Origin of the sequence: Aeromonas sp. R10-2 (assembly GCF_040908445.1) — a bacterium.
Lineage (GTDB): Bacteria > Pseudomonadota > Gammaproteobacteria > Enterobacterales > Aeromonadaceae > Aeromonas > Aeromonas veronii.
In genome coordinates this window covers 133,863-148,228 of sequence record NZ_JBFODS010000034.1, presented here as the reverse complement: position 1 = coordinate 148,228, position 14,366 = coordinate 133,863, and the positions used below count along the sequence as shown (strand labels likewise).

The window sequence follows — 14,366 nt, the reverse complement described above, 5'->3', positions numbered from 1 at the left end:
GCATCCTGTCTTCAGCGCTGCAAAGTTGCACCATTTACGGCATACCTTGCCACTCATCGCCGAAAATTCAGCTCCTTCGCTACTTTAAAGAAGTTTCTACTGGTCTTACCTGAGTAAATCTCTTTGCTTTTTATTTAACAAGGTATTTACATCTAGGTGTCACCAGCATCGGTGACGCTCACAACGGCAAGGAGCCAGTTATGACCCATGTCGACATCCCTTTCCTTCGTTACCTCGATGCGGAAGGGTGCCCGGTCGCCACCTTACCGACCTGGCTGGACAAGGCGATACTGCACACTTTCTACCGCAATATGGTGATGGTGCGCAGCTATGACAAAAAAGCGATTGCGCTGCAACGAACCGGCAAACTCGGTACTTTTCCCTCCCATCTCGGCGCAGAAGCCGTGGGGATTGGCATTGGTCTGGCCATGCAGCCGCAGGATGTCTACGTCCCCTACTATCGGGACATGCCCACCCTCTATGTGCGGGGCGTACCGATGGAGAAAAACCTGCAATATTGGGGCGGGGACGAGCGGGGCAGTTATTTTCTCAAACCCGATGGGAATCCCTCTGAAGATCTCCCCATCTGCGTCCCCATCGCCACCCAGATCACCCACGCCTGCGGTATTGCCTCGGCTTTCAAACTGCGTAATCAACCGCGGGTTGCCGTAGTCACTATCGGCGACGGCGGCACCTCCAAGGGGGATTTTCTGGAGGGGCTCAACTGCGCCGGGGTCTGGCACCTGCCGATGGTCATCATCGTCAACAACAACCAGTGGGCTATCTCGGTGCCGCGCAAGCTGCAATCGAGCGCTCCTACGCTGGCCCAAAAGGGGATTGGCGCCGGGGTGCGCAGCCTGCAGGTGGATGGCAACGATGTGGTGGCGGTCTACGATGCCGCCCGCAGTGCCGTCGAACGGGCCCGCAGCGGCAAGGGGCCGACTTTGATCGAGGCGGTCAGTTATCGCCTCGGCGATCACACCACGGCCGACGATGCCACTCGCTATCGCGACGGGGCCGAGGTCGAGGCCGCCTGGGCGAAAGAGCCTGTCAAGCGGCTGCGCCAGTTTATGCATAGCCAGGGCTGGTGGGATGAAGAGCAGGAGCAGAGCCTGCTGGCGGAAGCCACCCGGGAGGTAGAGCAGGCGGTCGCCCGCTATGAGGCGATGGAGCCCCAGCCGCCGGAGGCGATGTTCGATTATCACTATGCCAGCCTGCCCGCCGAACTCTTGCCCCAGCGCGAGCGAGTGATTGCCAAGGGGATGAAGCAGGAGGTTGGCCATGAGTGAGATCAGTTTGCTGGAAGCGGTCAACATGGCCCTTCACTACGAGATGGAGCACGACCCGGATGTGGTGGTGCTCGGCGAGGACGTGGGGGTCAACGGCGGGGTGTTTCGCGCCACCGTGGGCTTGCGCGACAAGTTCGGTTTCAAGCGGGTGATCGACACGCCGTTGGCCGAGGGATTGATCGCCGGGGTGGCGGTCGGCATGGCGACCCAGGGGCTCAAGCCGGTGGCTGAGTTCCAGTTTCAGGGCTTCATCTTCCCCGGGATGGAGCAGATCATCTGTCAGGCGGCTCGGATGCGAAACCGTACCCGTGGCCGCCTCTCCTGTCCCCTCGTCTATCGCTCCCCGTATGGCGCGGGCATTCATTCGCCTGAACATCACAGCGAGAGCGTCGAGGCGCTGTTTGCCCATATCCCTGGGCTAAGGGTAGTGATCCCCTCCAGCCCGAGACGCGCCTATGGCCTGCTGCTCTCGGCCATCCGCGATCCGGATCCCGTGATGTTTTTCGAACCGGACCGCATCTATCGCTCGATGAAATCCGAGGTGGTGGATGACGGTGTCGGCCTGCCGCTGGATGTCTGCTTCACCCTGCGCCCGGGCCGGGATATCACGGTAGTGGCCTGGGGGGCCTGCATCCAGGAGGTGATGCGGGCGGCGAACCTGCTGGCCGAGCAGGATATCCAGTGCGAGGTGCTGGATCTGGCCACCATCAAGCCGCTGGATATGGAGACCATCCTCACCTCGGTACGCAAGACCGGCCGCTTGCTTGTGGTGCATGAGGCGTGTGGCAGCTTCGGGGTCGGGGCCGAAATCGTTGCGCGGGTGACCGAGCAGGCACTTCCCAGCCTCAAGGCGCCACCCAAACGGTTGACCGGGGTGGATGCCGCCGTCCCCTACTATCGCAACGAGGCGTATTACCTCATCACCGAGCAGGATATCGCCGATGCCGCTCACCAGCTGATGGAGAACCAGTGGCTATGAAATTTTTCAAATTACCGGATCTGGGTGAAGGGTTGGCCGAAGCCGAGATCGTCGAGTGGAAGGTGAGTGCCGGTGATACCGTCGCGGTCGATCAGGTGCTCTTGTCGGTGGAAACGGCCAAGGCGCTGGTGGATGTGCCCTCTCCGGTGGCCGGGGTGATTGCCCGTCTCTGCGGCGCCGAGGGGGATATCCTCCATATCGGTGCGCCGCTGGTGGAGTTCGAGGGGGGGGAGGATGATGGCACTGTGGTGGGCAAGGTGAGCGCCCATCAGCAACATATCGAGGATCACTTCGTGGTGGGGGCCATTGCCCCGGGTGGCGCGCTGGTGCAAGCCATGCCTGCCGTGCGCCTGCTGGCACAAAAACTGGGTCTGGATATAGACCGGATCAAGGGAAGTGGCAGCGGCGGCATGGTGACCGAGCTGGATGTGCAGCAGGCATTCGAGGCCCAGCAGAGCAGTGGCAACGAATTCCTCAAAGGGTCGCGCAGGGCCATGGCCAAGGCGATGGAGCTCTCTCATCAGACTGTGGTGCCGGTCAGCATCACCGACGAGGTGGATTTGCGTCATTGGCGCCCTGATGAAGATGTGACGGTGCGCCTTATCAAGGCCATTGGCGTGGCGTGCCGCGCCGAGCCCTCCATGAACGCCTGGTTTGATGGCGACACCCTGTCACGGCGGCTGTTCAAAGAGGTCAATGTGGCCATCGCGGTGGATTCAAAGCATGGCCTCTATGTGCCGGTGATGGAGAACGTGGCCGAGCGGGAGGGGGCAGATATCCGGCAGGGGCTGGATCGGATGATCGCCGATGTGAAGGCGCGCGCCGTGCCGCGCGAGATGTTGCAGGGGGCGACCATTACGCTCACCAACTTCGGTGCCATCGCAGGCCGTTATGCCAGCCCCATCGTCACGCCGCCGCAGGTGGCCATCATAGGGGCAGGCAAACTGTTCGAAAAAGTGGTGTTCATCCATGGGGAAGCGCGTCCCGTCAGGGCATTGCCGCTGTCGATGACATTTGACCATAGAGCCTGTACTGGCGGGGAGGCGGCTCGTTTTCTCAGAGCGCTGGTCGAAGCGTTGGAAGCGGCCACCTTATAACGGTTTGTGCCCTGCCGTTGGCAGGGCACAAATTTGTTTGCGTAATCTACAAAGCCACGTATAATCCAAACCAGCTTGAAAGGGCGATAGTTATGTCAATGAATACGATGTTTCACATCTTGTCCTGTTGTTCATAAGTTAATCCCGTTTTTTGAGCTTTACCCGCTGAAAAGCATAAGTAATTATTTTGAATACAGGTTTAAAAGATATGTCTAACATGATCACCGGTACCGTTAAGTTTTTCAACGAAACCAAAGGTTTTGGCTTCATCCAGCAAGAAAACGGCCCGGACGTTTTCGTTCACTTCAGCGCCATTCAAGGTAACGGTTTCCGTACCCTGGCTGAAGGTCAGCGCGTACAGTTCTCTGTGACCCAAGGTCAGAAAGGCCCGCAGGCTGAGAACGTAACCGCTCTGTAATTCTTACAGAATTTAAGAAAGCCGTGGTACCTCTGGTGCCACGGCTTTTTGTTTATCTGGCTTCTGCTACTGACTCCCATGTGCTGAATCATGCTGCTATCGCTCCTGCTTGCTGCCACCTTGACTCCGACGTCCGATGCGCCTGTACCGGTTCAATCCGCGATGGAAGCGCAGGTGATCTGCCAGCAATTTGTCCAGGTCCGGATGGGCACCGCACAGCAACCCGATGAGGTGAATGCGCGACTGGTGCCTGAAAGGGAGGGGGAGTGGCTGGTGGATGGCAAAGTAAAAGGACCCGAAGGTCCTTTGCTGTTTGCCTGTCATCTTCACCAAGGGGAGCGCTGGGAGCTACTCAACTTTTCACTCTGGGCACCACAGCCGGTCAAAGCGGTTTGAGTGCGACCAGCAGATGTTGCAGGTGTTCAACCATGGTCATGCCAAACGGGGTGAGATAGCCACCATCTTCTGCGCTGATGAGCCCCTGTTGATGCAGACGGGCTGCCGCCTGGCACAACTCTTCAGACATATCGCTGCGTAATTTAATCCCCAGGCTCATGTTGGCCGGATCAAAGCATGCCAGTATTTTCAAATCGTTCACGAATTCGTTAGAAACCTGGTCGATCCCAATCATGGATTTACTCCTTACGCTAAAGATGTATGCAAACTAGCATCCCCGGATCCACTTTAGTGGGCGCTGGCTCAAATTATTGATCTTTGGCTGGATGCTGCGTTTCAAATGCTGTTTTTTTCGGCGTAATCAGATGGTTGGCTGACAGCTTCGCCAAGGGCCGAGCCGGACCAAACGTGGTAGGATAGGGCACTTCTTTATATCGGACGGTCTATTGGTGGCTGTTCGCCCTGTTCAAGGTATCGCTCATGGTCAAGATCACTCTGGTATCCCTGCTGCATTCACTTTGTACCCGCTTTCCGGTTTACCCCGCAGCTTCGTTGACGTCCTTGCTGGATGCCCATCAGGGCGAGGTGTGGTTACCTGCACGTAAGGGTGCCGACATTGCACTGTTACGCAAGCATGCTAAGGGGGCTCATGAGCTGGCGTCACTCGATGCAGGCTGGTGCGATTTTGCCGCCAGCGATAGCGGTGATACACCCGAGCTGGATGCACTGGCCAACTACGACAGCGAGATGATGGATAACCTGCTGATGTACTGGCACAGCGCCGCCAAGATCAACAGCCCGATCACCGATAACCTGTTCGAGCTGCGTCGCGAAGTGGTGGATGAAGCCCACGGGGTGAAACTTGCTGCCGCCTGGGAGCAACAGCAACAGCAGCGTTTTGAGCAGCTGATGGCGATGGCGGCCAATGGCCAGGATCTGCTCTGCTTTGTCGAAGTGGAGTCCGCCTACTGGCTGCGGCAAAAGCTGAGCGAGCAGCCTGATGTGGAGCTGATCACCCCTGTGTTGTAAAAGGGGCAATATGATAGCTGGCGGTCTCGTTATCGAGGAGGCTGCTCTATCCTTATTTGCGTCATTGTCCTCCCCATCCGGTGCCAAGGGGCTGCAAGCTGGACAAGCTGACGACAAGATGTGAACATGGCGCCCTTTATCGAGAGAGAGACTTGGCCAATGAGCTATGAACTGAGCGACACCGAGCGCAATGCCGCGCTGCAACTGAACGCTGATTACCGTTACGATCACTTCATCAGCAAGCTGGTCGAGCATGAAGAGCTGTTCGTCCTGACTGACGAGCATGGCGTCATGATGCTGACCACCGACGATGAAGATTGCATCCCGGTATGGCCGCACCCGGAGTACGCCAAGGCGTGGGCCGAAGGCGAGTGGGCCGATTGCAAGCCACAGTCCATCACCCTGAAGGTATGGCTGGAGCGCTGGGTTGACGGTATGGAGCAGGACGAGCTGTGTGTTGCCGTGTTCCCGACCCCGGATCAGGAAGGCATCGTACTGGAGCCGGCTGACGTGGCTGACGCCATTGCCGAGAAGCAGGCCAAACGCGGCTGATCACCGAGCTATTCGCAACACCGGTTGCCAACAAAGACCCCGCTATCTGGCGGGGTCTTTTGTTTTAAGGACTTTTGCCGATGGGCTGATGCAATCAGGGCTGGCGATAAGTGGTGTCGATGATAGGCTCGGCCGGGAAAGTCTTGCCACTCTTGATGGCTGCCCTGGTCTCGGATTTTAGCTCTTCATCAATCCATAGCAGACCGCCATAGCTGTAACCGCTGTTGTCGCCCCCAAGGGGCCAGTAGAGCTGCTCACTCTTGGGGGTGGCAGGTACTTTTGGCAGTTTGATCCAGCGCCATGCCCCTTCCCGGGTGTAGGGCACCTGATAGGCGGGGACGAAGCTCGCCAGCTCATAGAGTCGCTGCTGGATCTGCCGTGACAGGGCCGCCTTTTTGGCAAAGTCGAACTCCTTGTCATACTGCTCCACCAAGGCCGTGATGGCGTCATCATCGATGTTCATGATGTTGTTGGTCTGGGGTTTGTTGGCGTTGACCTTGTGGAAGAACTCCCAATAGGCGGGATAGCGGCTGCCCGCCCAGGCCATCCAGGCGCTCTGGTGCTTTTTCTCCAGCATCGATTTGAAACCGGCCGAGGCATCCATCAGGTTGAGCTCCAGATTAAGTCCCGCCTTCTTGGCTTCTTCCCGTAGCAAGGTGAGCCGCTGGGCGTGCTCTGCGGTGGTGTAGGTGATGGCGAGGGTCAGTGACTGTCCCTTGTCGTTTTGCAAAATCCCCTGCGGCCCCACTTTGTTAAAGCCTGCCTTGGCAAAGTATTCCCGTGCCAGTTTGGGATCGAACGGACGGGCCTTGATCTCGCTGTTGGTAAACTCACCCTGACCTGAGCCATAACTGTTGAGTCGCTGGTAATCCCCCCGCAGCAGGGTGGTGAGCATCTTGTCGAGGTTGAGGGCATGCTGGATCCCGAGCCGCACATCTAGATTATTCAGCAGCGGATCGGCGGTGTTGAGATAGAGCCCCATTGGCGATTGCGGGGTCTGGTTGTAGAACCATGTACGCGCGATATACCCCTTCTCGAACTCTGCGGTTTTGGTCTTGTCGTGCCACCAGTTGGGCATCACCAGCGGGAAGGTGTCGAGATCGCCGCGCAGGAAGTGCTGCCAGGCGATGTTCAGATCCCTGAGCACCTTGATCTCGATCCGCGCAGGATTGAAGCGATGCTGGAAGTAGCGCTCGTCATCCCCCCACCAGTGTTCAATCCGTTTGAAGGTGACCGATTTGCCCTTTTTCACCTGATCGATCTGATAGGGGCCGGTGACTGGCAACACCTTCCAGTTGTACTCCTTGACCCAGTTGGCGGTGAGCTTGATGGCGTGGCTCGGCTCCGGGCTGATGGGCAGTGACTCGAGCAGATCCTGGCGGCTCTTTTCGGTGCCGCTGGTGATGGCCAGGGTGTGATCATCAAACTTGGTGATATCGGCTATCTGGGTGCTGTAGTAGTTGTTGTACCAGGGGTCGTTGATCTCTTTGCTGCGCATCATCTTGAGGGTAAAGAGCCAGTCATCGGCGGTGACCGGCTGGCCGTCTGACCAGCGCGCCTTGGGATTGATGCGAAAATAGAGGGTCTTGTTGTCGGCGCCGAAGGCCCACTCGTTTGCCAGCATCGGCATGGGGTTGCCGGTAACGGGATGAGTGCTCAGCAGTGGCAGGTTGGTTTCCCGCACGTAACCGGCAAAGCCGCCGTTGGAGTCGGGGCCATATTTGCGCAGGGTCAGGGGGAAGCTGGTCATAAAGGTGCGAAAGTTGCCGCCGCGTTTGGCGGCCGGATCGGCATAGAGAGGATCCTGGTTGTTGCTCTCCCACTTCAAGTCAGCGGGCAGCGTGGCACTCCAGCCAAACGGGCTCCAGCACAGGGTCAGGGTGATGGCGGTGGCGCGAATGATAGGGGGGAGGTGGCGCCCCCCGGCGGTGATGGTCGATGGCATGTCCTTGCTCTCCTGAAAGTCTGCTTCCTGCAGATCATGTTCTGATGATGTCAGTCCCGATGGGGACTGGCTCATCATGAAAATTTTATCCTGTCAGGTCAATGAAATAGCGTGAATTAGCGGGCGGCCTAGGCCGCAACGCAGTGCAGGGTGATCCCCTTGGCCGCGATGGCTGCACGCATGGGGGCGGGCAGGGCATCATCGGTAACCAGCACGTTGATCTGGCCCGGCGCGCCAAGCTGGCTCGGGTGGATGGCGCCAAATTTGCTGCTGTCGGTGATCACCACATTGGTCATCCCCTTGGCCAGCACGCTGTTGACCACGTCCGCCCGCATCATATCGCGGCCGGTGAAACCCATCTCGGGATGAAAGCCATCCACCCCGATGAAGGCCTTGGAGAAGTGCACCTGCTCGATGCAGAGGCGCGTGAGCGGCCCCACCACGCTCTCGCTCTGATGTTGGAACAGCCCGCCGAGCAGCACTACCTGAGCCGAGGTGTCTTTGAGCAGATGGGCGATATAGCTGCTGATGGTGATGATGATGACCCGTTTGTGCAGGGCCAGATGGCGCGCCAGCATGGCGTTGGCGCTGCCCCCCTCGATAAAGACTGTTTCGCCATCCTCTACCAGCTGGGCTGCACGCTCGGCGAGGCGCTCCTTGAGTAGGTAATTGATGTTCATCCGTGCATCCGGGTCATCGGTCTCCAGCGCCATAGCCGAGCCGTGTACCCGTCTGAGCAGTCCCTGTTTCTCCAGCGCGGTGAGGTCGTTGCGCACCGTCACCTCAGACACGCCTGTGTGTCTGGAGAGTTCACTCACGCTCATCTTGCGAGTCTGATGGACCAGAGTGAGGATCAGTTGGTGGCGTGGATTCATGGTGCGCTCACATGCAAGGTGGTGGATAGCGGCAAGCCACCCGTGGGGTGGCTTGCCAATCATATGACGTCACTGGCGCCATGGGTGCGCCCCGTCAGAGACTGTGCTCGGTGCGGGCGATGATATCATCTTGCGCATCCGGGGATAAGGCGGTGAAAAAGGCCGAATAGCCCGCCACCCGTACTACCAGATCCCGGTATTGATCCGGATTGGCCTTGGCTGCCAGTAGGGTTTCCCGCGAGACGATGTTGTACTGCACATGCCACCCCTTGTGCACCTCGAAGAAGGTGCGCAGCAGGCTCATCAGCTTGGCCTTGTCCCGCTCGTTCTCAAGGCTCGCCGGACTCAGCTTCTGGTTGAGCAGCACCCCGCCGAGAATGGCCGCCGTGGGCAGCTTGCCGATGGAGTTGAATACCGCCGTCGGGCCGAGACGATCCGAACCCGACGAGGGGCTGGCCCCTTCCGCCAGCGGCGTGCGGGCACGGCGACCATCCGGGGTGGCCATGGTGGCGGCACCGAATGGCACGTTGGCGGAGATGGAGGAGGTGCCGGCATAGTAGGTGCCGCCGATGGGGCCACGGCCGAAGCGGGTGTTGTGCAGCTCCTTGAGCTCGTCGATGTAGCTCTGGTAGGCCTGCACCAGTAGGAGGTCAACCTCGTCCAGATCGTTGCCATATTTGGGGGCGGCGTTGGTGAGGCGCTGGCGCAACTGCTCCCCCGCCAGTCCGGCAAAATCTTGCTCGAGTGCTTCGGCCAGCTCTTGCTGATCCACAATCCCTTGCTCGAACACCAGTTTCTTCAGGGCTGCCAGGCTGTTACCGAGGTTGGCGATCCCCACCTGCAGACCGGAGACCCAGTCATAGACGGCGCCGCCCTCCTTGATGGTTTTGCCGCGCTCGATGCAGTCATCCACCAAGGTGCTGCAGAGAATGTCATGGGCTTGAGCCTCCAGCACGCTGTCGACCACGCAGTCGATCTCGATGGATTTGCGGGTGAAGTAGCGCACCTGCTCATCCCAGCGGGCCATCACCTCGTCAAAGTTGCCAAAGCTCCCGTCTCGCAGCGACTGGGGCTGGGGCAGGAATACCTTGCCAGTGGTGGCATCGCGGCCGCCATCAAGGGAGGCCAGCAGGATGCGGGCGAAGTTGATAAAGCTCATGCCGGTGCAGCGATAGCCCCATTTGCCTGGCACGGCGGTCTCGATGCAGCCGATGGCGGCGTAGTGGTGGGCATCCTCCACGCTTACCCCGAGCTTGATGAACTCGGGGATCACCACCTCGTCGTTGTTGAAGGCGGGCATGCCGAAGCCGCAGCGGATCACCTGAATGCAGGCGTCGAGGAAATCCTCGCTCATCCCGGCGTGGTAGCGCACCGAGAGGTTGGGCTGGGTGGATCTCAGCTGGCCGCAGGACTCCAGAATCGCGTAGGAGAAGCCGTTGACAGCATCATGGGCACTGCCATCCCGCCAGTTCTGGCCACCGATAGTGACGTTCTGGTAGAGCGGGCTGCCGGCGGAGGCCTTGGAGTGGGTGCCGGAGCGGATCTTGTTTACTTCCAGCAACTTGAGCCAGCACCCTTGCAGTAGTTCGATGGCGCGCGTCCGTGGCAGGGATTCAGACAATTCCACCTCGCGGCGATACCAGGGGTAGAGGTACTGATCCATCCGGCCAAACGACACCGAGTGACCGTTGGATTCGATCTGCAGGATGAGCTGGATAAAGTAGCAGAGCTGCAGCGCCTGCCAGAAGGTCTCGGGGGGCTGGTGGGCGATGTGGGCACAGTTGAGTTCTATGGTCTCAAGTTCGCTTTGGCGCTCCGGGCGCGGCTCTTGCTTGGCCATGTCGCTGGCAAGGGTGGCGTAGCGCGAGATGTGAGCGCTGACCGCATCCAGAGTGATGGCGACGGCGTGCAGGAACTGCTCGCGCTGCAGATCGGCCCAATCCGCCAAATCCAGCCGACTGCGGCGCTCGGCCACCTTGGCCTTGAAGCCATCGAGACCCAGCGTGAGCAGCTCCTCATAGTTGACCGCGAGGTGGGCATCCCCCGAGGTCATGTTGCCCTCGGCCTTGATGATGCCGCTCTCCAGCAGCGCTTTCTGCTCATCGGTAAAGAGGCCGAAGCAGCGATCCTGCACCGTCTGGCCGCGCCAGAAGGGGGTGAGGGCGTGGATGATCTCCTTGTCGGTTTCGCTGACTGCAAAACCGGCGCCGGGTCTGTCCGCCAGCTCGTCGATCTCCTTCTCGATCCAGCTCACCGTGTATTCGGGAAACAGCGGCGCCGCCCGTACCTGACTGGCCTGATTGCCGACGATCAGCTCGTCGTGCTTGATCCAGATGGTGCGCTCCTTGAGGTGATGGGCCAACGCCAGCGCGCGGCGCACCGGCAGCGGCCGGGCGAGGTGAGCCTGATAAGCTTCGGTGTAGTGGCGGGCACGCTCGGTGCAGACCGGCGGCTGAACGATGTGGATCAGGCTCTCTTTGTGGGCGCGGATCCGCGGGCTGAGGGTATTGAGGTCGAGCTGGGTCATGATCTTATCCTCTGGTCACAGGGGTCAGTCCCTGACGTTGGGCGTATGCGTGGGCAAAGCTGAGTAAATCGGGGTCGTCGAGCGGTGTCTCTGGCGCCTGATAGGGCAGAGCCAGCAGGGCATATTTGCCCATCCCCAAGGTGTGGTAGGGGAGGAAATGGATCTCCTGCACGGTGCCGAGGCTGGCAGCGGTGTCGGTGATGGCTTCGATCGATGCGTGGTCGGCATTGAAGCCGGGAATGAGTGGCACCCGGATCTGCATCGGCACGCCGTGCTCGGCGAGGCGTTTGAGGTTTGCGATGGGCAGCTCCACTTTGCCGCGGGTCCAGTGGAAGAAACGTTCTTTATCAACGTGTTTGAGATCCGCCAGCACCAGATCCAGTGAGGGGAGACTTGGCTCAATCTGGTGCCAGGGCACATGGAGGCAGCTCTCGACCGCGGTGTGCAGCCCTTCGGCTTTGCAGCGGGCCAGCAAAGCGGCGGCAAAGTCGGGCTGCATAAAAGGCTCGCCACCGGAGAGGGTGACGCCACCGCCGCTGCGCTCGAAGAAGGGGCGATCCCGCAGGATGGTGTCCATCAGGGTGTCCAGGGTTTCATCGCGGCCGCACACCTGCAGCGCTTCGCTTGGGCAGAGGCCGCGCAGCCGTTCCATATCCTGACTGCCGAGGGCTGAGCGGACGAGCTGGACACCCTGGCTGTCACGCAAGATTGCCGGACAGGCCTGGCTGCAGAGCTGACATCCCTCGATGCACTGGCGCCGGTCGAGTAGTATGTCCGGCTTGGGAGAGCGGCTTTCCGGGTTTTGACACCAGCGACAGGCCAGCGAGCACCCCTTGAGAAACACCAGGGTGCGAATGCCGGGGCCATCGTGAGTTGAATATCGTTGCAGGTCGAAAATCATACCGCCTCCTTTTGTATTTGCATTCTATTTGCTTTCATTCGAAAGTTGGTTTGATTTCGATCAAGCTATTTGCAGATGTTTTATCGCTAGAATGGCGACATATTGAACATCCCGTTAAGGAGTTAGAGATGGAGCTGTATCTCGATACCGCCGATGTGGCGGCAGTGCGTCGCTGGTCACGGATCCTGCCGTTGGCCGGTGTCACCACCAATCCTTCCATTACTGCCGCCGGGGGATTGCCGCTCTGTGAGCTGCTGCCCGCCCTGCGCGACGTGCTGGGGCCCAAGGCGCGCCTGTTTGCCCAGGTGATGGCCAAAACTGAAACCGAGATGGTGCGCGAGGCATTCGCCCTGCGTGAACTGGACCCGGACCTAGTGATCAAGATCCCGGTGTGTGCAGAGGGGCTGGCTGCCATCAAGAGCCTGACAGCCAACGGTGTGCCGACTCTGGGCACCGCTGTCTATACCCCGCTGCAGGGCTGGCTGGCGGCGGTGGCGGGGGCGGAATATGTCGCGCCCTACGTTAACCGGCTGGATGCCCAGGGTGGCGATGGCATTGCCACCGTGCAGGAGCTGCAACAGCTGCTTGAGCTGCACGCCCCGAACAGCAAGGTGCTGGCGGCGTCATTTCGCACTCCCCGTCAGGCGCTCGACTGCCTGCTGGCGGGTTGCCAATCGATCACCTTGCCGCTCGACGTGGCCGAGCAGTTGCTGAACGTGCCGGCGGTGGATGCGGCGCTGGTGAAGTTCGATCAGGATTGGCAGCGCGCTTTCGGTCGCTGATCCCGGTGGCAAGCTGATTGCAGTGATTGAGGGGGGAGGGTGAAGAAGCGCGGGTGATGGGGATTGACCGACTAGACTGGAAAGAGGTGGCTACATTCGCTGGCCGCCTTGCAGTCTACCGGAGGTATCCCATGAGCGACCATCTGCTGCTCCCCCATGGTGAAGATTTGCGTCGTGCGGTGCTTTGGCTCAGTGAGCATCACCAGCACGATATCGCCGCCATTGAAGAGGCCTGCCTGCGTTTTGATCTCTCGCCGCTGGATGAGGAGTTTCTGATCCGGCACTGGCTCGACAGCCAGCGCCAATCATGAAGATCCGAGGTGAGGGATTAGAAGAAGTTGGCGAGGTTGATGCCAAACTCTTTGGGGTCGACCGTGTTTTCGATGCTCTCCTGCACCCCTGACTTGGCCAGATCCAGCCACTGTACGTCGAGGTAGTGACGCTGGGTGGCGTGATAGATCACCTTGACCACCGGCTTGAGCGGCTGCTGCTCGTTGCGCTGCATCACGATAGCCAGGCGCTGGTTTGAGAGCTGTACCAGAGTACCCACCGGATAGACTCCCATGCACTTGATGAACTTGGTAACCAGTTCGGCATCAAAGTGCTGATTGATCCCCTTGAGCAGAATGCGGAAGGCCTGGGTCGGCTGCATACCTGCTTTGTAGACTCGATCTGCAGTGATGGCGTCATAGACATCGACGATGCCGCTCATCCGGGTATAGAGGGAGAGCTGCTCCCCCTTCAGTCGCTGCGGGTAGCCGGAGCCATCGAGCCGCTCGTGGTGGTTGGCGGCCACCTCCAGCATGGTGGGGGTAATGCCAGGGGTATTGCTGAGGATCTCGTAACTGTGCACCACATGCTGGCGCATGATGGCGAACTCCTCATCGGTCAGCTTGCCCGGTTTGTGGAGCACCTCGTCCGGAGTCATGATCTTGCCCACGTCGTGCAGCAGGCCACCCAGGGTCAGCTCCTTGAGCACGCTGCGCTCAAGCCCCAGATAGCGGCCGAAGTTGGCCAGCAGAATGGCCACGTTCATGGAGTGTTCCATCAGGTAGGCATCCTTGGCGCGAATACGGGCCAGACAGAGCATGGCATCGCCGTGGGTGAACATGGTGTCCACCATCTCTTCGGCAACTTCGGCCAGCGGAGTGATGTCGATGGGCTCACCCGCTTTGAGGTGGCGAATGAACTTGCCTTGCAACTCGCGCGCTTCCTGATAGAGGCGTCGGATTTTAAGCTCCCGTCCTTCACCGTTTGCACTGGTCCGGCGTCCCACCTGGGCGCTGTTGGCATTGAGGTCGGGGGAGGTAACGGCGTCACTTTCGGCACTGCCCAGTTTGCTGCGGGCCAGATCGATGCGTACCGTGAGCACCCCCTGACGCACCAGATTGGCAATTTGCGCCACGCTGGTCACCAAGCCCATCTGGGCGATCTCCATCCCACCTGTCTGGCTGGCGATAGCAATCACATACATGCCGGGTTTCAGCTGGTTGACGGGAATGACGGGATAGGATGCTTGAGACTTCATGAGGGCTTCCTGACTCTTATTATTATGAGTATCGTTCGGATGGGTCAC

General features: G+C 59.5%; 15 protein-coding genes. 9 read left to right on the top strand and 6 right to left on the bottom strand.

Going from position 1 to position 14,366, the window contains the following annotated elements; genetic code table 11:
* Nucleotides 1-200 precede the first annotated feature (200 nt).
* The 5 genes from pdhA to AB5Y97_RS08515 all read left to right on the top strand — a co-directional run bounded on the left by pdhA (nt 201) and on the right by AB5Y97_RS08515 (nt 4,179).
* A complete protein-coding gene (gene pdhA / locus AB5Y97_RS08535) occupies nt 201-1,289 on the top strand; it encodes a pyruvate dehydrogenase (acetyl-transferring) E1 component subunit alpha (RefSeq protein ID WP_368157577.1) in 1,089 nt (362 codons plus the stop codon).
* Complete coding sequence (locus AB5Y97_RS08530; protein WP_021231077.1) at nt 1,282-2,268, top strand: alpha-ketoacid dehydrogenase subunit beta; 987 nt, start codon at nt 1,282-1,284, stop codon at nt 2,266-2,268. The genes pdhA and AB5Y97_RS08530 overlap by 8 nt, the downstream gene beginning before the upstream one ends.
* Nucleotides 2,265-3,365 carry a dihydrolipoamide acetyltransferase family protein gene (locus AB5Y97_RS08525; RefSeq protein ID WP_202001332.1) on the top strand — a complete coding sequence of 367 codons (1,101 nt, stop codon included), beginning with the start codon at nt 2,265-2,267 and terminating at the stop codon, nt 3,363-3,365. The genes AB5Y97_RS08530 and AB5Y97_RS08525 overlap by 4 nt, the downstream gene beginning before the upstream one ends.
* Before the next feature lie 208 nt (nt 3,366-3,573).
* Nucleotides 3,574-3,783 (top strand): cold-shock protein, encoded by a 210-nt coding sequence (locus AB5Y97_RS08520; protein ID WP_005302803.1) that lies wholly within the window; start codon nt 3,574-3,576, stop codon nt 3,781-3,783.
* A 90-nt stretch (nt 3,784-3,873) separates the two neighbouring features.
* A complete protein-coding gene (locus AB5Y97_RS08515) occupies nt 3,874-4,179 on the top strand; it encodes a hypothetical protein (RefSeq protein WP_108540234.1) in 306 nt (101 codons plus the stop codon).
* On the opposite strand, the gene AB5Y97_RS08510 is transcribed toward AB5Y97_RS08515, so the two are convergent.
* Entirely contained in the window at nt 4,166-4,414 is a 249-nt protein-coding gene (locus AB5Y97_RS08510; RefSeq protein WP_005334209.1) for a TIGR02647 family protein, read from the bottom strand. The genes AB5Y97_RS08515 and AB5Y97_RS08510 overlap by 14 nt on opposite strands.
* 245 nt (nt 4,415-4,659) lie before the next feature.
* Here AB5Y97_RS08510 and AB5Y97_RS08505 point away from each other — a divergent pair, with 245 nt between their 5' ends.
* Both AB5Y97_RS08505 and AB5Y97_RS08500 read left to right on the top strand, forming a co-directional pair.
* Nucleotides 4,660-5,208: a hypothetical protein gene (locus AB5Y97_RS08505; RefSeq protein WP_257687369.1), complete on the top strand. Its 549-nt coding sequence runs from the start codon at nt 4,660-4,662 to the stop codon at nt 5,206-5,208.
* A gap of 159 nt (nt 5,209-5,367) precedes the next feature.
* Nucleotides 5,368-5,760 (top strand): DUF2750 domain-containing protein, encoded by a 393-nt coding sequence (locus AB5Y97_RS08500; RefSeq protein ID WP_005334204.1) that lies wholly within the window; start codon nt 5,368-5,370, stop codon nt 5,758-5,760.
* 94 nt (nt 5,761-5,854) lie between these two features.
* Here AB5Y97_RS08500 and AB5Y97_RS08495 read toward each other — a convergent pair whose 3' ends face one another.
* From AB5Y97_RS08495 to AB5Y97_RS08480, 4 genes are all read right to left on the bottom strand, one after another.
* Entirely contained in the window at nt 5,855-7,705 is a 1,851-nt protein-coding gene (locus AB5Y97_RS08495) for an extracellular solute-binding protein (RefSeq protein ID WP_368157574.1), read from the bottom strand.
* Between the two features lie 128 nt (nt 7,706-7,833).
* The gene (locus AB5Y97_RS08490; protein ID WP_368157572.1) at nt 7,834-8,580 is read right to left on the bottom strand and encodes a DNA-binding transcriptional regulator YciT; all 747 of its coding nucleotides are present in this window, start codon (nt 8,578-8,580) and stop codon (nt 7,834-7,836) included.
* Nucleotides 8,581-8,674: 94 nt separating this feature from the next.
* Nucleotides 8,675-11,107, bottom strand: a complete 2,433-nt coding sequence (locus tag AB5Y97_RS08485; RefSeq protein ID WP_368157570.1) for a formate C-acetyltransferase/glycerol dehydratase family glycyl radical enzyme — start codon at nt 11,105-11,107, stop codon at nt 8,675-8,677.
* A 4-nt stretch (nt 11,108-11,111) separates the two neighbouring features.
* On the bottom strand, nt 11,112-12,008 hold the full coding sequence (locus tag AB5Y97_RS08480; protein WP_368157568.1) for a glycyl-radical enzyme activating protein: 897 nt from the start codon (nt 12,006-12,008) through the stop codon (nt 11,112-11,114).
* A gap of 128 nt (nt 12,009-12,136) precedes the next feature.
* Between AB5Y97_RS08480 and fsa the strand changes: the two genes are divergently transcribed.
* Both fsa and AB5Y97_RS08470 read left to right on the top strand, forming a co-directional pair.
* Nucleotides 12,137-12,790 carry a fructose-6-phosphate aldolase gene (fsa, locus tag AB5Y97_RS08475; protein ID WP_201994331.1) on the top strand — a complete coding sequence of 218 codons (654 nt, stop codon included), beginning with the start codon at nt 12,137-12,139 and terminating at the stop codon, nt 12,788-12,790.
* Nucleotides 12,791-12,921: 131 nt separating this feature from the next.
* Nucleotides 12,922-13,101 carry a hypothetical protein gene (locus AB5Y97_RS08470; protein ID WP_368157566.1) on the top strand — a complete coding sequence of 60 codons (180 nt, stop codon included), beginning with the start codon at nt 12,922-12,924 and terminating at the stop codon, nt 13,099-13,101.
* A gap of 17 nt (nt 13,102-13,118) precedes the next feature.
* Here AB5Y97_RS08470 and AB5Y97_RS08465 read toward each other — a convergent pair whose 3' ends face one another.
* Nucleotides 13,119-14,318: an HD-GYP domain-containing protein gene (locus AB5Y97_RS08465; protein WP_342400830.1), complete on the bottom strand. Its 1,200-nt coding sequence runs from the start codon at nt 14,316-14,318 to the stop codon at nt 13,119-13,121.
* Between the last annotated feature and the right edge of the window lie 48 nt (nt 14,319-14,366).